This is a genomic window from Acetitomaculum ruminis DSM 5522, from assembly GCF_900112085.1.
GTDB classification, from domain to species: domain Bacteria; phylum Bacillota; class Clostridia; order Lachnospirales; family Lachnospiraceae; genus Acetitomaculum; species Acetitomaculum ruminis.
Window position 1 is genome coordinate 66,473 of record NZ_FOJY01000003.1, and the last position, 26,751, is coordinate 93,223.

19 protein-coding genes are annotated in these 26,751 nt (G+C 34.0%); 3 read left to right on the forward strand and 16 right to left on the reverse strand.

Translation table 11 applies throughout. The features are described 5' to 3' along the window. Nucleotides 1-13: 13 nt before the first annotated feature. The 4 genes from BM153_RS02585 to secA all read right to left on the reverse strand — a co-directional run bounded on the left by BM153_RS02585 (nucleotide 14) and on the right by secA (nucleotide 5,664). Nucleotides 14-1,222, reverse strand: a complete 1,209-nt coding sequence (locus BM153_RS02585) for a homoserine dehydrogenase (protein WP_092870471.1) — start codon at nucleotides 1,220-1,222, stop codon at nucleotides 14-16. A gap of 5 nt (nucleotides 1,223-1,227) precedes the next feature. Next, nucleotides 1,228-1,671: an ACT domain-containing protein gene (locus BM153_RS02590; RefSeq protein WP_092870473.1), complete on the reverse strand. Its 444-nt coding sequence runs from the start codon at nucleotides 1,669-1,671 to the stop codon at nucleotides 1,228-1,230. A 138-nt stretch (nucleotides 1,672-1,809) separates the two neighbouring features. Beyond that, nucleotides 1,810-2,914, reverse strand: a protein-coding gene (prfB, locus tag BM153_RS02595; RefSeq protein WP_143088257.1) for a peptide chain release factor 2 whose coding sequence is annotated in 2 segments (ribosomal slippage) — nucleotides 1,810-2,838 and nucleotides 2,840-2,914 — 1,104 coding nt in all. Because the reading frame shifts where the segments join, the coding sequence is not laid out codon by codon here. Nucleotides 2,915-3,075: 161 nt separating this feature from the next. Further along, complete coding sequence (secA, locus tag BM153_RS02600) at nucleotides 3,076-5,664, reverse strand: preprotein translocase subunit SecA (protein WP_092870477.1); 2,589 nt, start codon at nucleotides 5,662-5,664, stop codon at nucleotides 3,076-3,078. Between the two features lie 606 nt (nucleotides 5,665-6,270). On the opposite strand from secA, the gene BM153_RS02605 reads away from it, so the two are divergent. Next, nucleotides 6,271-7,557: a VanZ family protein gene (locus tag BM153_RS02605; protein ID WP_092870479.1), complete on the forward strand. Its 1,287-nt coding sequence runs from the start codon at nucleotides 6,271-6,273 to the stop codon at nucleotides 7,555-7,557. A 394-nt stretch (nucleotides 7,558-7,951) separates the two neighbouring features. On the opposite strand, the gene BM153_RS02610 is transcribed toward BM153_RS02605, so the two are convergent. Then, on the reverse strand, nucleotides 7,952-8,932 hold the full coding sequence (locus BM153_RS02610) for an Abi family protein (protein WP_242949055.1): 981 nt from the start codon (nucleotides 8,930-8,932) through the stop codon (nucleotides 7,952-7,954). Nucleotides 8,933-9,509: 577 nt separating this feature from the next. After that, the gene (gene hpf / locus BM153_RS02615; protein ID WP_092870481.1) at nucleotides 9,510-10,040 is read right to left on the reverse strand and encodes a ribosome hibernation-promoting factor, HPF/YfiA family; all 531 of its coding nucleotides are present in this window, start codon (nucleotides 10,038-10,040) and stop codon (nucleotides 9,510-9,512) included. 195 nt (nucleotides 10,041-10,235) lie between these two features. Between hpf and BM153_RS02620 the strand changes: the two genes are divergently transcribed. Then, entirely contained in the window at nucleotides 10,236-10,970 is a 735-nt protein-coding gene (locus tag BM153_RS02620) for an SDR family NAD(P)-dependent oxidoreductase (RefSeq protein ID WP_092870483.1), read from the forward strand. Here the strand turns inward: BM153_RS02620 and BM153_RS02625 are convergent. From BM153_RS02625 to BM153_RS02670, 10 genes are all read right to left on the reverse strand, one after another. Further along, nucleotides 10,937-11,416, reverse strand: coding sequence for an HD domain-containing protein (locus BM153_RS02625; protein ID WP_092870485.1), 480 nt, complete (start codon nucleotides 11,414-11,416; stop codon nucleotides 10,937-10,939). The two genes, BM153_RS02620 and BM153_RS02625, sit on opposite strands and share 34 nt — an antisense overlap. A gap of 21 nt (nucleotides 11,417-11,437) precedes the next feature. Beyond that, nucleotides 11,438-11,965: an anaerobic ribonucleoside-triphosphate reductase activating protein gene (nrdG, locus tag BM153_RS02630; RefSeq protein ID WP_092870487.1), complete on the reverse strand. Its 528-nt coding sequence runs from the start codon at nucleotides 11,963-11,965 to the stop codon at nucleotides 11,438-11,440. Nucleotides 11,966-12,124: 159 nt separating this feature from the next. Then, nucleotides 12,125-12,784, reverse strand: coding sequence for an NUDIX hydrolase (locus tag BM153_RS02635; protein WP_092870489.1), 660 nt, complete (start codon nucleotides 12,782-12,784; stop codon nucleotides 12,125-12,127). A 240-nt stretch (nucleotides 12,785-13,024) separates the two neighbouring features. Beyond that, nucleotides 13,025-15,187, reverse strand: a complete 2,163-nt coding sequence (nrdD, locus tag BM153_RS02640) for an anaerobic ribonucleoside-triphosphate reductase (RefSeq protein WP_092870491.1) — start codon at nucleotides 15,185-15,187, stop codon at nucleotides 13,025-13,027. 266 nt (nucleotides 15,188-15,453) lie between these two features. After that, nucleotides 15,454-18,120 carry an AAA family ATPase gene (locus BM153_RS02645; protein ID WP_092870493.1) on the reverse strand — a complete coding sequence of 889 codons (2,667 nt, stop codon included), beginning with the start codon at nucleotides 18,118-18,120 and terminating at the stop codon, nucleotides 15,454-15,456. Further along, nucleotides 18,117-19,205: a metallophosphoesterase family protein gene (locus tag BM153_RS02650; protein ID WP_092870495.1), complete on the reverse strand. Its 1,089-nt coding sequence runs from the start codon at nucleotides 19,203-19,205 to the stop codon at nucleotides 18,117-18,119. Before BM153_RS02650 ends, BM153_RS02645 begins: the two co-directional genes overlap by 4 nt. A gap of 12 nt (nucleotides 19,206-19,217) precedes the next feature. Next, the gene (gene glmM / locus BM153_RS02655) at nucleotides 19,218-20,567 is read right to left on the reverse strand and encodes a phosphoglucosamine mutase (protein ID WP_092870497.1); all 1,350 of its coding nucleotides are present in this window, start codon (nucleotides 20,565-20,567) and stop codon (nucleotides 19,218-19,220) included. A gap of 37 nt (nucleotides 20,568-20,604) precedes the next feature. Beyond that, a complete protein-coding gene (gene glf, locus BM153_RS02660; protein WP_092870499.1) occupies nucleotides 20,605-21,720 on the reverse strand; it encodes a UDP-galactopyranose mutase in 1,116 nt (371 codons plus the stop codon). Nucleotides 21,721-21,800: 80 nt separating this feature from the next. Next, nucleotides 21,801-22,451, reverse strand: a complete 651-nt coding sequence (locus BM153_RS02665) for a hypothetical protein (RefSeq protein ID WP_092870501.1) — start codon at nucleotides 22,449-22,451, stop codon at nucleotides 21,801-21,803. A 99-nt stretch (nucleotides 22,452-22,550) separates the two neighbouring features. Then, nucleotides 22,551-23,729: a coiled-coil domain-containing protein gene (locus BM153_RS02670; RefSeq protein WP_092870503.1), complete on the reverse strand. Its 1,179-nt coding sequence runs from the start codon at nucleotides 23,727-23,729 to the stop codon at nucleotides 22,551-22,553. Nucleotides 23,730-24,077: 348 nt separating this feature from the next. Between BM153_RS02670 and BM153_RS02675 the strand changes: the two genes are divergently transcribed. Then, a complete protein-coding gene (locus BM153_RS02675; RefSeq protein WP_092870505.1) occupies nucleotides 24,078-26,744 on the forward strand; it encodes a response regulator in 2,667 nt (888 codons plus the stop codon). Nucleotides 26,745-26,751: the final 7 nt, after the last annotated feature.

A 26,751-nucleotide genomic window follows, 5' to 3' on the forward strand; every position in this document is an offset into this window, starting at 1 on the left:
TATTTATTTAAAACTAATCCTCTACCCTAATCATGTTGATTACATCAAAGTTTGATGTTTTCTCATTATATTCTTTTTCTGTCATGCTCTGTGTAATTACGCCATATTCATCTGAAAGTCCCTCCAGATCAATAATCTGAGCCCCTTCAAAAACTTTTAAAATTTCATCTCTGGAAGTATCTTTATGCACTCTAAAGAAGAATCTTTTTGAAGTATTGGAAATATCAATAAGTTCTTTCTTTGTGCTACTCCAATCAATAAATATATTTTTATGAAGATGTTTTATTATATCTACAACATCTGCAACTACAGCGCTGGCAGTAGGAAGTTTTCCTGCTCCGCTACCATAAAACATGGCATCTCCCAATACATTTCCATGTACAAATATTCCATTAAATACATCATTAACACTATATAAAGGATGTTCCGGAGAAATCATAACCGGAGCAACCATTACATAAAAACTGTCTCCATGTTTTTTGCTGGTGGCAAAAAGTTTTATGGCTCTGCTTAAGGCTTTTGCATATTTAATATCTTTTGCCGTAATTTTAGTAATTCCTTCTATATAAATTTCTTCAAAATCAACCTGCTGTCCGCATACCAAAGATGTAAGAATAGCAATTTTTCTTCCGGCATCCAGACCTTCCACATCTGCCTTTGGATCTCTTTCCGCATAGCCCTTTTCCTGTGCTTCTTTTAATACATCCTCAAATTCCGAGCCGTCTTTTGTCATTTTTGAAAGAATGTAATTAGTTGTTCCGTTAAGAATACCTGTAATTTCTTCTATTTCATCTGCTGTAAGAGATGAATTAAGAGGCCTTATAATAGGTATTCCACCACCTACGCTGGCTTCGAAAAGGAAATTAATATTGTTTTTCTTTGCGATTTCAATAAGCTCTGCACCATGAGCAGCCACCAGATTTTTATTGGAAGTGGCAACGCTTTTACCCTTTAAAAGTGCGCTTTTAACATATTCATAGGCAGGAGTGGTTCCTCCCATTGTCTCTACTACAACATCTATTTCAGGATCATCTAAAATCACATTTATATCATGTACTATTTTATCCTGAATCGGGTCGCCTAAAAACTCCCTGAGATCTAGCACATGCTTAACATTAACTTCCTGTCCTGCTCTTGCAGCAATGCTGTCTTTGTTGGTATTTAATACCTCTGCTACTCCTGAACCTATGGTTCCATAACCTAATATTGCTATATTAATCATATTTTTTACTCCCTGCCTAATATTTTTATATAATGTATACCTTTTAAAGCTTCGATTTCAGTAAGCATCTTCGTAATATCTTCTGCCTGATCCGGCACTTCTACCGTAAAGGTCAAAGATGCAATTCCATTAATAGGAATACTTTGATGAATAGTCAAAATATTTGCACTATAAAATGCAATTACACGAAGAACCTCAGATAATATTCCTGCTTCATCATCCATTTGCATAAGTAATGTAAGAGTCTTGCCTCTGGCATCATCATGAAAAGGAAAAATATCGTCATGATACTTATAAAAGGAACTTCTGCTTATTCCTGTCATTTCGGTGGCTTGTTGTACAGACTCAGCTTTACCTGCTTCTAAAAGTCTTTTTGCTTCGACTACCTTTAAAAGCACTTCCGGTACAGCTTTCTTTTTTAAGACATAGTATTGATATTTATCTTCCATATTTCTCCACTCTTTTAAATAAGTCAGTATCTCTAAAGGACATCATGCAGAAATCCTGCATGATGTTCGCAATAGAAACACATTTGTGTTTACGTGAAAGATATATTATCACACTTCTTTAGACTTTGCAATAGCAATTTAGCTATTGACCCATTTTAGATATTCGTTAATGAATGTATCAATATCACCGTCAAGTACAGCTGAAACATTGCTTACGGAGATATTAGTTCTATGGTCTTTAACCATGGTATATGGTTGCATAACATAGGATCTTATCTGGTTTCCCCAGCCGATTTCCGTTACTTCTCCACGGATGTCCGCTTCTTTTGCGGTATTTTCCTCCTGTTTTAATAAATAAAGTTTCGCCTTTAACATCTGCATGGCTTTTTCTTTATTCATATGCTGTGAACGCTCATTCTGGCAGGTTACAACAATATTGGTAGGTAAATGTGTAATTCTTATGGCAGATGAGGTTTTATTAATATGCTGTCCGCCGGCTCCACTTGAACGATAGGTATCTACCCTTATTTCATCATCATTTATTTCTATGTCAATGTCTTCTTTAATATCCGGCATTACATCACAGGAGGCAAACGAGGTTTGTCTTTTTCCAGCAGCATTAAAAGGTGAAATTCTTACAAGTCTGTGGACACCCTTTTCTGATTTTAAATATCCATAAGCATTTATACCTGAAATCTGGAAGGTAACGGATTTTATTCCGGCTTCCTCACCATCTAAATAATCAAGGACTTCTAAAGAAAAGCCTTTTTTCTCTGCCCATCTGGTGTACATCCTGTAAAGCATGCTTGTCCAGTCACAAGACTCTGTTCCACCTGCTCCTGCATGTAAAGTCACAATGGCATCATTGGCATCGTATTCTCCTGAAAGCAGGGTCTTTATACGAATCTTTTCATATAAGTCCTTGTATTTATTTATGCTTTCTTCTATTTCCGGAATAAGGGAGGCATCCTCCTCCTCTAATCCCATTTCAATATAGGTTTCAATATCATCATATAATTGCTTTAGGGAATCATATACAGCTACATCCTCTTTTAAGCTGCTTAACTCTTTTGAAGTCTCCTGAGATTTTTGAGGATTGTCCCAAAAATCAGGTTCCTGCATTTTCATTTCAAGTTCCTGTATTCTTTCTTCCTTAGCTGCTAAGTTAAAGTGAATCCCTCACTTCCATTAAAGGTTTTGTAAAGCCGTTTAATTCGGCTTTAAATTGATCAAATTCAACCACAATGGCACCTTCTTTCGTTATATATTTAGCCAGACTTAAAAAGTCCGGTATTTAAACTTTAAATATTTCTTTTCTAAATTATTTAAAGAAAAAGGGGCAATAATATTTTTGCCCCTATCAATTATCATTTTAATATTAATTTATATGTTTTGTAAACTTATTTAGTTTCTTCCACAACAGTTTTTATATTTTTTACCGCTTCCACATGGACAAGGATCATTTGGATAAACCTTAGCTTTTTCCCTTCTTTTCGGCTGTTTTTGAGCTGTTGTATCTTTATTGGTTCCGGTTGGTTTGATAACCTCTTCTCTTTTGAGAACTCTGGCATTATCCTCAGGTTTTTTCTCAATTCTTACATTAAAGAGAAGCTTAACAGTATCCTGCTCTATGCCGGCACTCATTTCATCAAACATATCAAAACCGTTTAATCTGTATTCAACAAGAGGATCTCTTTGACCGAAAGCCTGTAATCCAATACCCTGACGAAGCTGTTCCATATCATCAATATGCTGCATCCATTTTCTGTCAATTACCTTAAGAAGAATAACTCGCTCTAATTCTCTCATCATTTCTTCTTCCGGCATTTCTTCCTCTTTTTTAACATAAAGCTCATTGGCTTCTTTTATAAGAGCCTCTTTAATATCAGCTTTCTTGTTTTCTTTTATAAATTCCTGTGTAATGGTTTTTACAGGAATAACCGGCTGTAGAAGGGTGTTGATTTCTGTAATATCAAACTCTTCATCCGGGTCAATATCATCAGGAATACTCATATCCACAAAGTGCTCAACTATATCCCTAATCATCTTAAGAATAGAATCATGCATACTTTCTCCGTCTAATACACGGCGTCTTTCTTCGTAAATAATCTCTCTTTGCTCATTCATAACCTGGTCATAATCAAGAAGATTCTTTCTTACTCCAAAGTTATTTCCCTCTATTTTCATCTGAGCTTTTTCGATGGCATTGGTAAGCATCTTGTGCTCGATTTCTTCATTTTCAGGAACTCCAAGTCTGTTAAAGATTTCCATTAATCTCTCAGAACCAAAGAGTCTCATTAAATCATCTTCAAGAGAAATATAGAATTTGGATTCTCCCGGGTCTCCCTGACGACCGGAACGACCTCTAAGCTGATTATCGATACGCCTTGATTCATGTCTTTCTGTACCGATTATTTTTAATCCACCTGCTGCTTTTGCTTCTTCGTCAAGCTTAATATCGGTACCACGACCTGCCATGTTTGTGGCAATGGTAACTGCACCATGAACACCTGCTAAAGCAACAATATCTGCTTCCTGCTCATTAAATTTGGCATTTAAGACCTTGTGAGGAATTCCTTTTTTCTTAAGAAGAGCACTTACTTCTTCTGATGCTTCAATGGTAATGGTACCTACAAGTACCGGCTGTCCCTTGGCATGAGCCTTTGAAACTGCCTCGCAAACCGCATGAAGTTTTTCTTTTTTGGTCTTGTATACGGAATCCTGCTGGTCAATTCTTGCAATAGGCTTGTTTGTAGGAATCTCTACAACATCCATTCCATAAATATCCCTGAATTCTTTTTCCTCTGTAAGAGCTGTACCTGTCATACCGGATTTCTTCTCATATTTATTAAAGAAGTTCTGGAAAGTAATGGTAGCAAGAGTCTTGCTTTCTCTTTTGATTTTTACATGCTCTTTTGCTTCAATGGCCTGATGAAGACCGTCTGAATAGCGTCTACCTGGCATAATACGTCCGGTAAATTCATCTACAATAAGAATCTGATCATCCTGTACCACATAATCCTGATCCTTAAACATAAGATTATGAGCCCTTAAAGCAAGCTCTACATTATGCTGTATTTCAAGGTTTTCAGGGTCAGCATAGTTTTCAATATTAAAAAATTTTTCTGCTTTTGCAACACCTTGCTCTGTAAGGTTAACGATTTTATCCTTTTCATTTACAATGAAATCACCGGTTTCAATTATTTCTTCTCCCATGATGGCATTCATCTTGGTAAATTCACCGCTGGCTTCACCTTTTTCAAGAGTTTTTACAAAAACATCACAGGCTTCGTAAAGGCTTGTAGACTTTCCGCTTTGTCCTGAAATAATAAGAGGTGTTCTGGCTTCGTCAATAAGTACGGAGTCAACCTCGTCAATGATGGCGTAGTGAAGTCCTCTTTGAACTAACTGCTCCTTATAAATAACCATGTTATCTCTAAGGTAATCAAATCCCAGTTCATTGTTTGTTACATAGGTAATGTCGCATTGATAAGCTTTTTGTCTATCATCATGCTCCATTTCATTTAAAACAACGCCCACTTTAAGACCTAAAAACTCGTGAAGTTTTCCCATCCATTCAGCATCACGCTTTGCAAGGTAATCATTAACCGTTACTATGTGTACTCCCTTTCCTTCAAGGGCATTTAGGTAAGCCGGCAATGTGGAAACAAGGGTTTTACCTTCACCGGTTTTCATCTCAGCAATACGTCCCTGATGAAGAATAATTCCACCTATAAGCTGTACTCTAAAGTGCTCCATCCCTAGAACTCTTTTTCCGGCTTCTCTTACAACAGCAAATGCCTCAGGCAAAATATCATCTAAAGTTTCTCCTTTAGAAAGTCTATCTTTAAATTCTGAGGTTTTTTCTTTTAATTCCTCATCGGAAAGTTTTCCCATTTCATCTTTGAAACTTTCAATCTTTTCAACAGTCTTTTCGATTCTTTTAAGTTCTCTTTCGCTATGGGTTCCAAAAATCTTCTCAATTATTCCCATTAATTTTCTCCTATTAAATAAATTAGAGTAAAGCAAATTTTCATAAATCCGCTACTCTGTTTTCTAATGAACACACGAACAATTTATCTTCCTGTGTTTATTTTATATTCTAATATGTATAAATAAAGACATAGTTCGTCTTATTTTATCACTTATATAAAAGCTATACAAGTATTATTACCTGGTAAAACCCTAAATTTATCAATAGTAAGGGAATAGGAAATGTAAAAATCTGCTTATTGCCTTTCTTTTTACTTTTACTATTTTTGAAGATTTTTTTAATGTAAAAAACTATTTGTATAAAATATCTCATCGATAGTATTATTTATATAATTTGCGGGAATTATTTCTATAATTATTTTATCAAATCTGTATATTGATTCAATTTTGCTATTATGTTACTGTGGTCTAGTCAAGCTAAAATATTCTTAAGGTGAGTTTATTTATGAAGAAAAATTTTTATCAATTATTGTTGTAGTTTTTGCTTTAAGTTTTTTATCCCCTACTTCTTCCCTTGCCAAAAAAACTATAACTGCCTCTGGAGTTAGTGTAGTCTGTGTAAAAAAACTTTATTAGAATGTAATAACTACGAAGGAAAGGTTTATTATGATTTTTAGTTATATATCCCAGGGATTTTCATATATGTTTCGTGCTTTTCCGGTAGGTTTAATTGTTGCTATCCTGCTATCTCTTATTAATTATAAAACAGTATTTAAAAAAGAATGCTTATTGCTAATTGTATTTTGTACTTATGTGAATGGTATTTTGGATATTGTAGGCTTTTATGGACAAAAAACCTACAGTTACAGTCAATTTCTTTCATCCCTTGAAAATCTGACTATTCCTTTTAAGTCAGCCCATCCCGGCATGCTTTTGTTAAATCTTTTGTTGTTTTTACCTTTGGGATGCCTTTTATGTATTGTTTTCAGAAAAAAGAATGATGTTATTTTTGCCTTTCCTTTTTGGAAGGGCAGATTTATTATAAGAAAAAACTTGATGTTTTCCCTTATTATTTCTTTTTTATTTTCTTTTACAATAGAGATATCTCAAGGCTTTAATGGCAGATTGATGGAAATAGATGATTTGATAATGAATACTTTGGGAGCACTCCTAGGTATTTTAACTTATCTGATTCTTGACAAATTTAAATTTTTTTCTTTTTCTAAAAGAGAGATATACATTTTATTTTTTTCGTTTTTTTTATTATTATCTTCTTGTGTTATAGGGTTTTTAGTTTCCTATGAAAATTATTTTTCAAAAGATAATAACTATTTATATATTTCAGATTACTATGACCTAGACACTTCCTCTATCTACAAACTGTATAATCAAAAGGATTCTGTTTTAGAGTATAATGATAATAAATACGATTTAACAGAATATATTGTAATGCCCTTATTTGAAGATGTTATAAATAATACTTTCTTTTCAGATTTAGAGAAAAAAATAATACTAACAGACCGTATTGAAAGTGATATTTCCTTTAGCAGTACTTTAGAATATAAGAATATTATAAATACAATAGAAGATGTGGCAAGAAAATACGACTTAGAAATATTCCCCTTAAATTATTATATTAATAATGAGCTATTTATTTTTAATGTTCCGGTATATTTTTGCTATGCCCTGGCTTTCTTTTCATTAATTATATTATCCTTACTTATGTACAAAAATGCTATCTGGAAGGATAATTTTAAGGATAAGTATTCAAAATATTTTAAACTTATTTTCTATGAAGTCTTACTGGGGGTGACCTTTGGGGAATTTGCAAACTGTATTTATTCTTCGGATTACATTGCTGTATTTATTGCAATTTCTGTTTTTATTATAATTGGGGAAAATGTACTCATTAATACTTTTGTGGAAAAGAAGAAATTATATGTCAGCGATTAAAGATAATTTGATATTCCTGATAATTTATAAAAGCCCGGACTCCAAAATTTCTAGAGCCCTGGCTGATTTTCCTATTTAGTTTTATTATTCAGGTTCTATTATTCCAACTATATTTGTGTCTGTTAATTCTATATGATGTATATTTAGCATGTGTGGTCTAGGGATTTTAGGTTGTTTTGAGTTTTTTTAGGATTTTTTGTAGAAATTTTGGCGACGAAGCTATTGTATTTTTTTATAACTATTCAAAATTCTGTAGATACCCCTTCGCCGCATCATAATTACCAAAACAAAAAGAGAGCCGGACGCATCCAACCCTCTTAAGCGTAGTCCTCAGACGTCCGCCGCAATTCTACTCAATATTATCTCACATTTTCCTAAAAAGTACAACAACAAATTATTGTTTTATGTATTCCTTCATTTTTTCAATCTTATTTCTAGCATCTGTATGAACAATCGTATTATAAATTGATATAGGCACTTGCTTCCGCAATGTCTCATTTATATTTTCAAAAGCTCTAAGGATATTATTCATCCTGGTCTTTGGACATTCTAATAAATTCATAATAAAGCATATCAATACCACGTAATCTATTATCGAATCAAATTTAATATTATTGATACCCGTCTCTGAACTTATATATTTAGAAATATTATTGTGTATATTGCCAGTTTTAAATCTTGTATCAAAAATTGTATTATTATGAGCGACAGAATTTCTGAGGTCTTTAAGTGCATACACTATTCTTTGAGTCATCATACCATCAGTATCAAAAGATTTTTTTATTCCAATACTACTGGCTATTTTATGCTTAATATTTTCATCAGTACAACTTATAAAACTTCCAAAATCACCTAAACTCATCAATTCAAATATCGCCCAGATAGGTATAGGCTGATCTTTATCATAATAATGTTTTACAACATTTCTCTTTTCATAATCCCTAGAAATAAGCTTATATATATTATTTCTAACATTCATACGTTTCTTTATTTCCTTTTTGTATCCATCAGTTCCAATATGAAATTTCTTATAGCTAGTCAAAACCTGTGCATAAACATCTGCAAATCTTTTACTATTTACTGTTTCTAATACTTCTTCAAGAACATAGTTTTTAAGTGCAGTTTCCAGAAACATAATTTCAGGATAAAACATTGTTTTTAATGCCATATCGTAATCATATACAGCCTGTATTTCAGTGAATGATGAAAAATTATATAAATTAGAAGGACTAAAATGATATCTATATCCTTTATATCCGTGATAATACCCCATATATCTTAACTTTTTCTTCTCAGTACTTCCATTAATATCAATTTTCTTCTCATCACGCATATACTTCATCAATGAATTAATACTCTTTGGTTTTTTCAGCAACTGTAGTTCCTCCTAATAAATTATTTTATCAACATAGCCATTATCACTTCAAACATTTACCTTGTCTTACCTGAAAACATCATGACAATATCTATACTATATGCTACTACTTAATCATTTATTTTTCTAGTATCAACAAGAAACCAAAAGTACATGCCGTTAATCATTCTTATATGTTTTTTGTTGTCCGACGACATCGGAATCGATCTGTCCTATAGGCTCGGACTCTCCTTTTTTATGATTTTTGACTGTTATTCTTTTTTATTTTTTTATATTTTTATCTTCATCGGTTATTGGTTTTTTAGTTTCCTACTATTTTAAGCTTATTTTCTATGAAGTCTTACTGGGGATGACCTTTGGGGAATTTGCAAACTGTATTTATTCTTCGGATTACATTGCTGTATTTATTGCAATTTCCGTTTTTATTATAATTGGGGAAAATGTACTCATTAATACTTTTGTGTAAAAGAAGAAATTATATGTCAGCGATTAAAGATAATTTGATATTCCTGATAATTTATAAAAGCCCAGACTCCAAAATTTCTAGAGCCCGGGCTGATTTTCCTATTTAATTTTATTATTCAGGTTCTATTATTCCGTAAGTGTTTCCCTTTCTCTTATAAACTACATTTACCTGATCTGTTTCAGCATTTAAAAATACAAAGAAGTTATGCCCTAAAAGTTCCATTTGTACGCATGCATCTTCCGGGTACATAGGCTTTATGCTAAACCTTTTTTCCCTGACAATTCGTACCTCATTCTCGTCATAATCATCAAAATCATCTTCGATGAATTCTTTCTTAAAGCTGGCTGCTGCCTGTTTTTTGGTTACTATTTTTTTTCTATATTTCTTTAGCTGTCTTTCAATAACCTCCTCTACAAGATCTATTGAAACATACATATCATTGCTTACCTGCTCGGATCTTATTATGTTTCCTTTTACCGGTATGGTAACTTCAATCTTCTGCCTTTCTTTTTCGACACTTAAAGTTACAATTACTTCTGTTTCTGGAGTAAAATACTTTTCGAGTTTATTCATCTTTCCCTCGATAGCATCTCTCAATCCCTCTGTTACGTCAATGTTCTTTCCGCTTATAATATAACGCATAGTATTCAACCCCTTTGCATTTTATTTTGTCTTTGCAGACATCTTACAATAATTATATCATATCTTCCCATAATTTCAACCTAGATGCCAAAATTCCTCATACAATTTTTTATTTATTTGCAGAATTTTCTGACATATTATTTTGCATTTTTTAGGACAATATGCTATTCTTTCCTCTAAAAGGAGTGTGATATTTTGAGTCAAAAAAATGTATTTATTTCCGGCGCTTCAAGGGGAATAGGTGCTGCCACAGCCGAAGTTTTTGCCAAAAATGGTTATAATCTTTCTTTAAATTGCAAAAATTCCATTGATAAATTAGAAAATCTCAAAGACAAACTTATTAAAGAATACAATGTTGATGTTTTGATTTTTAAAGCTGATTCTGGAAATTTTGACGAAATGGAAATGGTATTTGAAGAAAGTTTTAAGCATTTTAAAAAAATAGATGTTTTAATTAATAATGCCGGTATCTCTCATATCGGCCTTCTTCAGGATATGAGCCCTAAAGAATGGAATAATGTGATTTCTTCAAATCTGAATTCGGTTTTTAACTGTACAAAATTAGTGCTTCCATCAATGATACGACGACAATCGGGAAGCATTGTCAATGTTTCTTCAGTTTGGGGCATATACGGTGCTTCCTGCGAAGTAGCATATTCTGCCTCTAAAGGTGGTATGAACGCTTTTACAAAGGCTCTGGCAAAAGAGGTTGCACCTTCTAATATCAAAGTAAATGCAGCCGCTTTAGGTGTTATTGATACAGAAATGAATTCCTGTTTTTCAGCAGAAGAAAGGGAAGCAATTAAAGATGAAATAGCCTTAGGTCGCTTTGCTACTGCTTTAGAAGCCGGGGAATTTCTTTTTGATCTGGCAATCCGCAACCCATATCTGACAGGTCAGATCATTACTTTTGACGGCGGATATTGCTGATGCATATTCCTAAAAGCTTTCAGGTATTCATATTCTTTTCTATACTTTGCAATGCGTAATTTAAAGTCGGGTTTTCTGTCTTCTTCCAAAATCCGGCTTTCATCCATATTATGCCTTAAGTCTGCCATTTTGACTTTTACGGCTATAGGATTTATGGTCAGATTCATAATGTAATCATGATAGGTAACCCCTTCTGTGTGAGTAAGAAGATCAACCACTTCTATAACCTCTTCGGGTATTCCTTCTCTTCTTAAGTCATCGAGTGTCCATGATGAATCTTCCACAACATCATGCAAAAGTGCTGCTGCAGTGCTGTATTCATCATCCATTTCTTCCGCTACATGAAGCGGGTGGAATACATATGGAACATGCCCCTTATCATAGGCTCCGGCATGTGCTGCATATGCAATGTTTAAAGCTATCATTGTAAGCTTTGTGTAAATCATTATTTTCTCCTTTTATCACTCTTATGACGCAATTGATGCAAGGACAACCTTATTATTTTTCACCGATGCTTTCACATCAATGATTCGTTGATTCGATGAGCCCCGAAACACAAGACTTATGTCTTTAAGTTCCTCTTTAAATTCACCGTCTACCAATATGTCTATCATGGCAAGCATATCTTTGGTGACTTCACAATAGGCAGATCCACCATCCAACAGATCATCATCCATCAGATATCCTGTATAACACCATATGTCTTTTTTGGGATACATTTTTTTTATTTTTTTTAAAAGGCCTACCAGCTCTCTTTGATTTTCTATTTCAAATGGTTCTCCCCCAAGGAGAGTCAAGCCCTTGATAAAGGGTTTTGACAAGGCCTCTAAAATTTCTTCTTCAGTTTCTTTTGTGTATGGTTTACCATAGTTAAAATCCCAGGTTTCCGAATTAAAACAACCTTTACAATGGTGAGTGCAGCCGGATACAAAAAGACTTACCCTTACTCCATTACCATTTGCTATATCAGTTTTTTTAATTTCTCCGTAATTCATAACATTCACCTCGGTGCTATTTTGTAATTATATTACCATAAATATAAGTTTTTTTTATAAATTTGAAGTGAATTTTTTTTAAATTTATCCATTAAATTGATTGTTTTTGTCGTTTTAGGGGTTTTAAAGCCAATAAACCATCAATTACAGTCTTTTTTCTTAAAATTCCTTCCAAAAATCACCGGCAAAATATGAAAGAGCCGCCCAGGTTATTAAGGGATAATGAAATCCATTTTTGTCATGTCCGTTTTTTAATAATTCTATTGCCTGTTTTTTATCCACCAGCTCAAATCCGTCAAAACATTCTGTTATTTCAGCCCCTGTCTGATTAAGTATATCAGTTTTTTCAGGATGTGCAACCACACATACCACGCCGTTGCTTTCATCACTAAAGCCTGGTGTCATATATAATAAGGAATTTACAATATGGGCATCTTCTTTTTTTACATCAAGCCCGGTTTCTTCCCGTATTTCTCGAACTGCCGCCTCTATAAGAGGAGATTCTTCTTCCCTGTCTTTTTTATCAATAAGTCCTGCCGGCACACCTAATACAAAATGTCCCACAGGATATCTGAATTCATACAACAAAACAAGCTTCGCCTCTTCGTTTTCTTTTTGAAGAATCAGAAAACAACTGACTGCATCAGCTAACATGTTTTTTTGTTCTTGTTCTGAAGCTAAAGCACAAAGCTCTCTTTTTTCCCGTCTTGAGGCATTGTAATAATGAAAATCCTCACCATATGAAAAATCATATACCTTGACATATTTTGTATGAAGTATTTCCTTTGTATTTTCTGCTTTTAATTCCGGTTTTTTCATATCTGATACCTGTTTTCTTTCTTTTTTTCGATTTTTTTAACGCAGTGTAAGCAATCCCCCGCTTCAAAAGCGTAAGCTTTAAGCGGGGGTATAAGCTTACTAGTGTCAGAAGGGGGTAAAGCCCATTCTGACAGGTGGCACAAAGTGCCACTGCGTTCATGAGGAAGTAGCGAAGCGGATTCCGAATGTCCGCTTTACTTGGAAAAAGGCTTTACAACTTATGTAAAGCCTCTGATTATTTTATAAATGCATAACTCTTTCTTTAATTTCCTGGGTTCTTCCCTGATTCCAGAACTGTGTACCAATATATCCGCAGGTACGACGGGCAACATTCATCTTATCCTGGTCTTTGTTTCCACAATTTGGGCACTCCCAGACAAGTTTTCCGTCTTCATCATTTACTATTTGAATCTCTCCATCATAGCCGCAAACCTGGCAAAAATCGCTCTTGGTGTTTAATTCTGCATACATGATATTATCATAAATATATTTCATAAGTGTAAGCACTGCATCTATGTTGTTTGTCATATTAGGTACTTCAACATAGCTTATTGCACCACCAGGGCTAAGCATTTGAAATTGTGATTCAAATTTAAGCTTTTCAAATGCATCTATTTTTTCGGTAACATGTACATGGTAACTGTTTGTTATATAATTTCTATCTGTAACTCCTTCGATAATTCCAAATCTTTTCTGAAGTTTCTTTGCAAATTTGTAAGTAGTGGACTCTAAAGGTGTTCCATAAAGAGAAAATGCGATATTTGTCTCTTTAGCCCACTCCTGGCATTTGTCATTTAAATGCTTCATAACTTCAAGGGCAAACGGTGTGGACTCAGGATTTGTATGACTGTTTCCTGTCATGTATTTTGTACATTCACAAAGTCCGGCATATCCCAATGACAATGTGGAATAACCGTTATAAAGAAGTTTATCTATTGTCTCACCTTTTTTTAATCTGGCAAGAGCACCATATTGCCAAAGAATCGGTGCAACATCAGAAGGTGTTCCCTTAAGTCTGTCATGACGGCACATAAGAGCCTTTTTACAAAGTTCAAGTCTTTCGTCAAGAATTTTCCAGAATTCATCCATATCCCTATTGGAAGAACAAGCCGCATCCACAAGATTGATGGTTACGACACCCTGATTAAATCTTCCATAGAATTTATATTTATCAGACTCATCTTTATATACTGTAAGGAATGAACGGCATCCCATGCAAGGATAGCAGTTTTCCTCTTTTAATTCTTTCATTACTTTTTCGGAGATAAAGTCCGGCACCATTCTTTTGGCTGTGCATTCTGCCGCAAGCTTTGTAAGCTCCCAGTATTCGCTGTCTTCTGAAATATTATCCTCTTCCAATACATATATAAGCTTTGGAAAGGCAGGAGTAATGTATACACCTTTTTCATTTTTTACGCCTAAAATCCTTTGTTTAAGCATTTCTTCTATAATTAAGGCAAGGTCGTCCCTTGTTCTTCCTGCTTCCACTTCATCAAGATACATAAATACAGTTACAAAAGGTGCCTGTCCATTGGTGGTCATAAGGGTAATTACCTGATATTGTATTGTCTGAACTCCACGCCTTATTTCTTCTTTTACTCTTTGCTCTGCGACTGAATTTATCTGCGCCAGATTTAACTCCAAACCTGCCAGTTCGAATTCTTTTCTGACTTCACGGATATATTTCCTTCTGCTGACATCTACAAAAGGAGCCAGGTGGGAAAGGGAAATACTCTGACCGCCATATTGTGAGCTTGCTACCTGGGCAATAATCTGTGTAGCAATATTGCAGGCTGTGGAAAAGCTCTTTGGAGTCTCTATCATGGTTTCACTGATAACTGTTCCGTTTTGTAACATATCCTCAAGATTTACAAGGCAGCAATTGTGCATATGCTGGGCAAAGTAATCTGCATCATGAAAATGGATGATACCATCATCATTAGCCCTTACAATGTCATAAGGAAGAAGGAATCTTCTTGTGATGTCCTTACTTACCTCTCCAGCCATGTAATCTCTTTGAACACTGTTTACATAAGGATTTTTATTGGAATTTTCCTGTTTAACCTCTTCATTATCTCTTTCTATGAGGCTCATTATCTGCTTGTCTGTAGAATTGGATTTTCTTACAAGAGCTCTACTGTATCTGTAAGTAATATATTTTCTGGCAACTTTAAACATTCTAAGAGACATTATCTCATTTTCAACAAGGTCTTGAATTTCTTCCACGTTTAAAGCTCTGTTCATGGAATCGCAAATCTTATGAACATTATCTTCTATCATCTCGATTTGTTTTTGCGAAAGTCTGTCTGCTTCAGAAACTTCTTTGTTTGCTCTGCTAACTGCTGATATAATTTTTTCACCGTTATATTCTACTTCAATTCCGCTTCTTTTAATAATCTTCACGCTTATTCTCTCCCATAATTAATTAATTAAAAAACATCCTGTTCGTTATTTTTTGCCATTACATGAATATATCTTGTATCTATATAATTCTACAGATACAAGATATTGTGTTTTTCTTACTATATCTTAGCAAATTCTTTTCAGAAATAAAAGGGTCAATATTGCACAAAGTTATTTGCAAAACAGGGTGCAATTTTTAGTTTTCATTTTTTAGCAAAACTCTTGACCTTTTTATTTCTACATCAATAGTCCCTGTTTTCAGGCTCTTATAAACTCCTACTGTCATGGCAGGTGAAATAAATAATCTGATAATCCTTACTTATTTTTGTAAGCAGATTTTTTACATTTGCCATTTTGTTTTCATCAAAATTTACAAAAGGATCGTCTAATATGGCAAAGGGTTTTTCTCCTTTATACAAAGCATCAATCAGTGCAAATCGTATACATATACTGACAAAATCCCTCATTCCAGTACTCATATAGTCCCTGTTTTTTATGACCCCGTCGTCATTTATTGAAATATCTAAATTGACATCCATTAAAAATTTATTGGAATAATTATTGTCATTTTCAATAATAGATATGTATTTTTCGAAGCCCTTTTTCATAGGGCTTAAATATCTTGAGGTAAATTGCTCCTTGGCATAAGTAAGATATTTTATGGTCTTATCCAAAATGGCATAATTATATTCACATTCTTTTTTCTCTTCCCTGACAAATGACAATTCTTCTTCTATGTCATTTTTTTCTTCAGCAATAACACTTAATTCATCCACATCTTTTCTGTAGGAACTAATGATGTCGTCTACTTCTGCTATCTGGTGGTCTTTTTCCAATTCCAGCACCTGTAAATGTTCCAAAGATTCTGAAAAATCCTCTTCTTCTTCACTAAGGATTTCACTTCCGTCTAAAACATTATTTTCCAGCTCAAAATCAGCCTTTTCCATTTCCCAGCGCTCTACATCATTTCTTGCCAGATCAAGTCTGTTTTTATTATCTCTTACCTTTGCCAGAAGCTCTTCATAGCGTTCTTCTCCAATTTCTTCAAAATATAAATGAAAGAAATTTTCTACATCATCTTTTAAGCCGGTTACTGCCTGGGTAGCCTCTTTGTTTTTCTTAAGTCTTTCTCCTAATTCAAAAAATTCCTTACGATAATCCACAACCTGGTTTAAAACTGCTCCATAGTCACTCATATTTGACTTTTCTGCATAATATCTAAGGACGCTTTCAATGTCCATAATAACATTGGCCTGATTTTTTATAACCTCTTTACGCTTTTCTTCGCTTTCTAAAAAACGCTCGGTTAAATTCTCATATTCCGCAAGCTTTGTCTTGATTTCGCTAAGGGAATGGGGAATATTTGCAGTGGCATCAACTATTGGATACCTTTCAACAAATTCTATATAAGGCAGTTCCAACGTCTGCTTTTTGTCTAAAAGTGTCATCAGTTCTTTTTCGGCATTACTGTAATCCAGCTCATTTTGAAGTTTTATTCTTCCCCTTTTTGAGGCATCTGTCACCATTGAATAAATAATTAAAACAATTCCGCCAATCATCGGCAAAAAAGCATTAGACATTTTCATAAACATTGCTATGGAGCCTACCAGAATAAAAATTATACCTATTCCAAAGGCAATTCTTTCTCTTTGTATGTAGCCGCTTATTCTTTCGTTTACCTCAGGGGTTTCAACATTTCTAAGAACCTCCACCTTGGCTTTTTTACTGACAATTTCTTTTTCCAGTTCCTCTGCCATGGTGTAATCTTCCATAAAGCCGTTTATGACCTCTAAATCAGGCTTGCCGTTTTCAAAAAAACTTTTAAGATTTTCAAGTCTGTCTATATCTTCGTTTCCAAACTTTTCGTTTTCCAGTTGAGAATCAAGGATTTTCTTTTGTTCTACCAAGTCTCTGCATTTTGACAACTCTTCTTCTGACGGTACTCCCTCATCAAAAAATTCCTGTAAAAACATTAACCTGTCTTCGTCACCGTTATTTTTGGGATTTTCATTTAAAATAAGCCTATATTCACTGATTTTACGAATTTCCTCGGTAATAATCATAAATTCATCATCCTGAGGATAATGCCTTGTAAAGAATTCTTCCAGTTCTTTTTGAATAGTCTTTGCCTCTTCAAGCTGTCTTTCAAGCATGGCATAATGTTCAAACTTGGCCTGTTTTTCCATAAAGGAACTTTTTTTACGAATTTTTTCCTTTAGTTCAGCCTTTGCCAATTGATATTTATTTTTAATAAGACGCTGTTCAAATATTTTTTCTGAAAGCTCGTCTATACGCTTTTCTTTGTTAATGCAGTTTTCCAGTTTTTGATTAAGCTCATTTATTCTTTCTTCAAGCTCATATATCCTGCCTTTTTTGTTGTTTCTCTTATATTCCTTTTTTCTTGCCTCCAAAGTTTCAAGGGCAGCATCAGAATTACTAATGTCATTTACATTTTCAGCAAGATTGCTGATTTTGGCATTTATACTATCGGTAACATTTATCTCTATGTCACTTTGGGGAATATAATTGCTTCTTTCAAAGGATTCTTTATCAATGAGAAAAATTTCTTCACCTATATTTTCACTAAAATCTGTGCTTTCAAGCCCGGTATCAAGATTATAGAGTTTAAAGCTGTCATCATTTACATTTTCACCAAAGAAACGCTCTACCCTGTAGTTTAAATTATGGACACAAAAATCAAGGCTACCGCCAAATCTTCCCCCGTTCCATGGTAAGTATTTCTTTCTTTCGCTACCTGAAATACCTTTTTTCGGGGAGTAATCCAGCCCGTAAAACATAGCCTTGATAAATACGGCAAAAGTGGTTTTGCCCCAGCCGTTGTTTTCTTTAATTATGTTTAATTCATCATTAAACTTATATGAAAATTCATGCAATTTGCCAAAATTTTCAATATGACAGTTTTTAAGTTTCATAGCTCTATATCCTCTCCCGACAGAGCTTTTATGCCGGTTATTATTATCTTGTCTTTTTCTTCATTATCCATATCCAGTTCTAAAATGGTACGGATAAACTCTCCCTTTAATGAAGCATCGTATTTATAATCTTCGTAATCTATTGCAAGTTTTGTTCTGTCAACTATCTTTATGAAATAAAAATCATCTTTACATTGCCTGTAAAAATATCCTAAATCCATATCGCAATCCATGCTAACATCCCCTACAAGGCTCACTCTTACAAGGTCTTTACTGTCAATATTTTTTGTGGCATCTTTAATTCTTTCAAGGATTTCTTTTGCTGTTAAAAGCCCTGAAATATCCACTTCCACCTTATAAAAGTCTCTTTGTCTGATAGGGGCAAACTCCACTTCTACATTTCCATTGTTAATGTCCACCACAACAAATCCCTTTAAGCCACACTCGTCAAAACCACGCCCGCTTAAAGAGCCACTATAGCAAAAAACTCCCCTGTTATCAAGTTTTTCCAACTTAAAATCATGAAGATATCCCAATGCCAGATAATCTATATATTTATTTTGAAGTTCCCTGATATTTATGAAATCTTCTGTATCTGATGAATAGGTATTTGCTTCAGGTCCGTGCATTACCACTATATTTACCTTGTCTTTATCTAAAATCAGCGAATCGTAAAGACTCATATTGTTTTCTTTGGATACTTCTATGCCTGAAATTATAAGATTCTCCTCAAGATAGGAATATTTTGTCCATTCTTCCGAGAAAAACTTTAAATTACTGATTTCGATTTCCAGGTCATCAAATACATTTTTACTGTCATGTCTTCCCTTTAAATATAAAAAATCAATATCGGGATTATCCACTATTAAGGAAAGCACCTTCTTTTTCAAGGAAAGACCGGCATGGGAATTGTCAAAGAAGTCTCCGGCAATGATAATAACCTTTACTTCGTTGACTTTTGCATAAAAAATCATTTTTTCAAAGGCTAGAAAAAACTCTTTCTTCCTTTCTACCGCCTGTTCCCTGCTTAAGTTGGTTTCCATACGAGAGTCCAAATGCAGATCAGAGCAATGTATTATTTTCATAATAGTCTCCCATTAGGCTTCATAGCCCCTGCTTTTAATTGTATCTACTACTTTTCTGGTAAGAAGCTCACAGATATCCGCTTCCTTTGCTTCAACCATTACCCTGATTAGAGGTTCAGTTCCGCTTTCTCTTACAAGTATTCTTCCGCTGTCTCCCAATTCTTCTTCTACAGCTTTAATGGCAGCTTTTACCTGTTCATCTTCTTTTACAGCTTTTTTGTCTTTTACCTTTACATTGATTAAAACCTGAGGATAAATCTTAACCGGTGATGCCAGTTTTGCAAGAGACATTTTCTTTTCTAAAACCACTTCCATTAATTTAATGGCTGTAAGTATTCCATCTCCAGTTGTGGCATATTTGCTAAAGATAATGTGTCCTGACTGCTCTCCTCCGATTTTATGTCCATTGTTTGACATATTTTCGTATACATATTTATCACCAACGGCTGTTTTTTCATACTCAATACCTGCTTCGTCAAAAGCCTTGTACAAGCCAAAATTTGACATTACAGTGGTTACAACCGTATTATTGCTTAATTCGCCGATTTCTTTCATATAGCGACCACAGATATATAAAATTAAATCTCCGTCCACCACATTTCCGTTTTCGTCTACTGCAAGGCATCTGTCGCTGTCTCCGTCAAAGGCAAAGCCTATATCCAACTGGTTTTCTTTAACAAACTGACAAAGGCCTTCAATATGTGTGGAACCGCAATTTGTATTGATATTTACTCCATCAGGATTATTATTTATAACATAAGTTTTTGCTCCTAAGGCATCAAATACATTTTTTGCAATCATCCAGGCGCTTCCGTTGGCACAGTCAAGTCCCACCTTCATTCCCTTGTAAGACCTTGTGGCAAGAGAAATAAGATAGCCCACATATCTGTTTCGTCCTGCGGCATAATCTACTGTACAGCCTATTTCTTCTCCCTTTGCGTAAGGAATAGGTTCGATTTTTCCATCAATATAATCTTCGATTTTTAAGATGGTTTCCTCGTCCATCTTTTCCCCTTTGGAATTAATAAGTTTGATTCCGTTGTCATAGTAAGGATTATGGCTTGCTGAAATCATTATTCCACAATCAAAATCCTCAGTTTTTGTAACATAGGCAACACTAGGTGTTGTGGTTACATGTAATAAATTTGCATCAGCTCCGGAAGCTGTAAGTCCTGCTGCCAGGGAGTATTCGTACATATAGCTGGATCTTCTGGTATCTTTTCCGATACATACTGTACATTTTTTATTTTCTCTTTTTCCATAATACCAGCCGATAAATCTGCCGATTTGATAAGCATGTTCAACTGTAAGAACTACATTTGCTTCTCCTCTAAATCCATCTGTACCAAAATATTTACCCATAGTTTTTCTCCTGTATCTAGTCTTAAATCATCAATATCTATAAAACTTTTTCTGTAAGCTTTAGGGCTTCTTCAATAACATTGTGCATGTCCATATATTTATAAAGCCCAAGTCTTCCTCCAAAAATCACATTTTCTTCTTTATCTGCCAATGCTTTATATTTTTGGTATATTTCATTGTTTTTTTCATCATTCATTGGATAATAAGGTTCATCCCCCGGCTTCCAAGTTGCAGGAAATTCTCTTGTAATAACCGTTTTTGACAGAGGATTTTCATTTTGACACATAAATTCAAAATGCTTATGTTCTATTATCCTTGTGTAAGGTGTCTGATAGTCAGTGTAATTTACAACGGCATTTCCCTGATAATTTTCCTCATCCAAAACTTCCGTTTCAAAACGAAGAGTTCTGTATTCCAAATATCCGTAGCAATAATCATAAAATTCGTCTATCATACCTGTAAAAAGGACTTTATCCGCCAGATTCATGTAATATTCTTTGTTTTCAAAGAAATCTGTATTTAAGCGAACTTCACATTTTTCCAGCATTTTTTCAACAATTTGTGTATAACCACCTTCTGGAATCCCCTGATATTTATCATTAAAATAATTATTGTCGTAGGTATATCTTACAGGAAGTCTTTTAATAATAAATGAAGGTAGTTCCTTAGGATCCCTGCCCCATTGCTTCATTGTATATCCTTTTACAAGTTTCTCATAAATATCTTTTCCCACAAGGCTTATGGCCTGCTCTTCTAAATTTTTAGGCTCTTTAATACCTGATTCTTTCTTTTGCTCTTCAATTTTTTCTCTTGCTTCTTTTGGTGTGATTACTCCCCACATGGCATGAAATGTATTCATGTTAAAAGGCATATTGTATAATTCATCATGATATCTTGCAATCGGTGAATTAGTATACCTGTTAAATTTTGCAAAAGTATTAACATAATCCCAAATTTCTTTGTTACTTGTATGAAAAATATGTGCACCGTAGGCATGCACATTTATTCCTTCCATATTTTTTGTATAAATATTTCCACCTATGTGGTCTCTTTTGTCAATACAAAGGCATTTTTTACCCTTTAAGCCGGCTTCGTAGGCAAATACTGCTCCAAATATTCCGGCACCAACTATTAAATAATCATATTCTTTCATTTTTTTCTCCTAATATCGCTTTTTAATATCGTAAAGCCACTATATATTATAAACCATGGGCTTTTTTCTTGTAAAGCCCGCTACTGGGTCATAATAACCGGTTTCATATTTAGGCTGTCTATTGCCTTTAAATAGTCGCAAGTTATCATATCCCTGATTTCTTTTGTAGACTTTACTATATATAATTTTTCAGTACTAATCAATTCCAAAGTTATTTCCTTTTCATCGTAGCTGTCTTTTGTATCTTTAACAGACTCCTCCACCAGCTTGTTTTCCGCTTTGATTATTTCTTCAGCCTGAGAATCCGGTTTTATGGTATAAGTCATTTGATTAACCAGAAGGCTTGCCACAAAATCTGTCATATCTATATATTTAACCTCTAAAACTACAGTTTTTGTGTTTACATCAAGACTTTTTATTTCATAGGTCATTTTCGAACACTGATTTTCAAAATATTCCTTCATTTTTTCAATTCTTGAGAGTTCTTCAAAATCATAATCCGATACCTCGTCCAGATTTGCCACTAACAATTCTATGTCAAATTTTGATACACACTCCATAAATCCTTCAGTATATTTTTCTATTTTTTCTTTCTCAATGTCTTTTCCCAAAAGCTTTTCATCAGAACTGTCTTCTTTTCCCAAATTGTTATAATTATCAAAATATACAAATAAAACAAGAGTTGTCAATATTACAGCTGCTACAGCAACAATGCGTCTTAGTAATTTCATTTATTTTTCCTTCCCCAACGCTTAATTTACTTTGCCTAAACAAAAATAGGAAGCCCCAAATGGAACTTCCTAAATATTCAAAAGATTTTTATCAATAGATTAAGCAACTCTTCTGATTGTGATGATTGGTCTGAAAGTTGCATTACTTACTATGATACCTGTAGACTCATCAGCAGCATGAACAATCTTTCCACCGCCAATGTATAAAGCTACATGTCCACTATAGCAAACAATATCTCCTGCCTGAGCGTTCTCATAAGAAACTGCACCTCCTACGCTTTGAAGTGCTCCAGAATAATGTGGAAGCGCTACACCAAAGTTAGCATATACAGCTTTTACAAATCCTGAACAGTCACATCCATTTGTAAGGGACTCTCCACCCCATACATATGGATTTCCAACAAACTGAAGTCCGTAGGATGCTGCTGCTGCACCTACACCTGAAGCTGGTGTCGGTGCCGGAGCCGGTGTTGGATCACTTGGTGTAGTATTATTTGCAGGCTGTGAGTTATTTGTTGTCTGTGCTGGAGCCTGTGTCCTAGCTGCTGCTGCACGAGCTGCTGCTTCTGCCGCTGCAATCTTGGCATTTTCTTTATCAATAGTAGCCTGAGCTGCTGCTGCCTGTTTTTTAGCTTCTGCTAACTGAGCATCAAAATTATCAACCTGAGTTTTCTTTTCATTTATGAGATTTTCTAAATCTGCTTTCTGTTGGTTATTTTCATCCTGCATCTCTACAAGCTCTGATTTTTCAGTTTCAAGCTTCTTTTCAAGAGTTTCAACTTTTTCAACTGCTTCTTCATAGCTTGCAAGAAGGTTATTGTCATAATCCGAAACTGTAGATGCATAATCTACTCTATTTACGATATCAGCTATACTGTCTGCTGAAAGAATCTTATCAATAATTCCTGCACTTCCACCATTTTCGTAAACATATTTAATACGAGCTTTCATGGCTTTGTACTGTTCATCCTTTGTTTCCTTGGCTTCTTCTAAATCTTTTTCAGCCGAGTCAATTTCTGCTTCCTTGCTTGTGATTTCTTCTTCGATAACATTAATATTTACCATCAATGTAACTAATTCTGAATTAAGAGATTCAACTTCAGATTCAGTCTCTGAAATCTGGTTGGTCAAAGAATTGATATTGTTATTTGCTGCCGCAAGAGAATTCTTTGCGTCGCTAAGTTCTGTTGCGTTTGTATTCATTACTGCAAGTGATGCTGCCATGCACACAGATAATGCACATGCCACTGTTCTTTTGATAATATTTTTGTTATTCATCTTTCCTCCAAGTCACTAGACAGCCTCTCCTTACTGCCTTCTCATATCATATACACTAAAAACTATTCTACCATCATAAACAGATAAAATTATAATTAAGAAAATATTAAAATAAGATAAATATTTCATCTGCTCTTATATCATACAACAGATTTGAAAAAAACTCAATACGTACGACATAAATTTTTAACAAATTTGTAAATATTTTAGTTTTTTCTCTCCCAAAAAGGTGTATCAATACTTTTTATTAAGCCGAAACATAATAGAGATAACAAATTTGCATATGTTTTTAAGCAAATTCTACAATCTGTTGTGACATACGTAATATATATCGGAGGTAGATTGCACATGTATTATAATATAGATTTCGAAGTTTGTGCTTCTTGTCTGGCAGCAATTTTTTTTATTGTATATACAACTAGAACAAGAGTGAATTATTCAATTAATTATTATTTTATTACAGCTTTGTTATTAACAGGAACTTCCAGTTTATTAGATGTGGTTTATGTTGTTTTTTCTGATAAGCTTTTTTTAATAGCACCTCAGGCTTTGGAGGTTTTGCTAACAGCTTATACTATTATAACCAATCTTATGCCAATTTCTTTGTTTTTGTTTTATATGTCCTTATCAAGAGTTATCGATGCTGTGGAATACAAGAAAAAACTTTTTATTCTGATTTCTATTTTGCCGTCTCTTATAAGTGTTGCATTAATACTTTCAAATCCTATTTCCCATGTGATTTATTCTCTGGGAAATAACGGCGAATACATAAGACATTTTGGAACTTACATTCTTTATGCAATTTCCTTCCTTTATCTTGTAATGTCTTTGCTGGTTATTTTTATTCTTAGAAGTTATTTTTCAAATGCCATAAAGCCATATTTTATTAATTCATTGTTCTTTATTATTTTTGGTTTGGCCATACAGCTGTTTTTCCCGTCACAGCTTATTACCAATTTTATTACGGTGTTTGCTTTGGGCTTTTCCTTTTTCAACAAGGATTACAGCAGTTTCGACAAGACAATTTCATTAGAAAGTGCCGCTTCCTTAAACTCTTTTGTAACCAGGTATATAGAAAACAATATTCCTTTTAATATACTTTTTATTAATATCACGAATTTCAGAGATATTTTTAAAAAACACGGTTTCCAGTATTCTGAAGCAATTTTTCAGGATGTTGCATCAATTACTATCAGACTTTGCGAAAATAAAAGTGTCTACAGAATGGAAGGACGCCAGCTTTGCGTTGTTTTTCCAAGCACCCAAAGCTATGATAATTTTGTGAAAAATATTACTTTGCGTTTCAATAAGCCATTATATATCAAGGATGAGGAGCTTTTTGTAAATATTCATATTGCAATAGCTTCATATCCTGCTGACATTAAGGCTGCCCTGGATACTTTTTATGTTTCAAAAACTATAACCATTTTTCTTGAATCAAGAGAAACTTTTCCATCCAAGGTGCAAAATTACAGAGATATATTAAGTAATTCCTTTGAAACAGTGGAAGAAAACGCTTATAAAGTACCTTCCGTTTCCAGCGGTCCTATGGCGCAAAACTTTTTTAATTCAATAATTATTTCAAATATGTCCCATGAAGTAAGAACCCCTGTAAATTCCATAATCGGAATGGCAGAGCTTATTATAAGAGATAGTGAAAACGTTTCATCAAAAAATTATGCCTCAAGCATTATTGATTCTGCATCAAATTTGTTGAAGATTTTTAATAATATTATAGATTTATCAAAAATCAGAGCAGGAAAAATTACTCTGGAAAATCATACCTATACCACTTTTGATTTTTTCAAAAATATTTTCCGTTCCTTAAGAAACAACACGGATCAAAAATGCACCAGATTGATACTTGAAATAAATCCATTTATTCCCTCTGAACTGACCGGAGATAGAAAAAAAATAAGTCAGATTATCTATAATCTTATTGATGCAGCCACAATAAGTAGCAAGGATAATGTTATTGAATTCAGGGTTACAACGGAAAATACTGACATTGATAACCGTATCAATCTTATTTTTTCCACAACCTATAAATCCATCAAGGCCGAAAAAGACTCCGTTAATTCCTTCGCAAAGTACTATACAAGTCAAGGACTTTATGATGATAATCCCAATATTCAAACTTCCATTATAAAGGGAATGGTGGATTTAATGGGAGGACAATTAAGAATAAAAAGCAATGAATCCAATCAGATCAATATCAGTGCTACCCTTCCTCAGATTATTGCCAATGGTGAGCCTATAATCAACCCAAAAAGACTTAAGGTTTCCTTTGTTTTATTTCATGTTAAAGATAAACTTACGGAAGCTTCCCTTGTTACTTCTTTTTCAATGTTAGGCATTCCTTATGGCATTTGTAAAAATATTGAAAATGTATTTACCAGTATGTCTGTTTCCAACGCAGATTATCTCTTTATTGATTATATCGAATATGAAAAAATAAAAGACAGGATAAGCGCCCTTAACCAGACTATTACCATTGTTTTAATCACGGACGAAAGTGTTAAGGAAATTCAAAACAACACTCTGCCTGTGTTATCAACGCCTATAAATTGTCTGAATATTTATGATATGCTGCACTCCATTAACGATAAGAAAAATAACGGTAACATTACCTTTACTGCCAGTGACAAACGAGTTCTTATTGTGGATGACAGCCGTGTCAATATTGAGATTATGGCAGGACTTTTAGATGGTTATCTTATTAAAATAGACAGCGTCACCAACGGAAAAGACGCTATCAGGCTTTTGGAAAATGATTCCCGCTATGATTTAATATTCATAGACCACCTCATGCCGCTACTAGACGGATTAGAAACCGTCAGGGTTATCAGAGATTTAAAGGGCAGTTATTTTAAGAAGGTTCCTATTATTTCCATAACCGCCACTTCATTTGAAAATATGGATTCAATTTACCATGAAGCAGGTTTTAATGACTATATAGAAAAACCTATTAATCCTGAAATAATAGATGATATTGTTTTAAAATACCTTTCGTAAAAAAGGC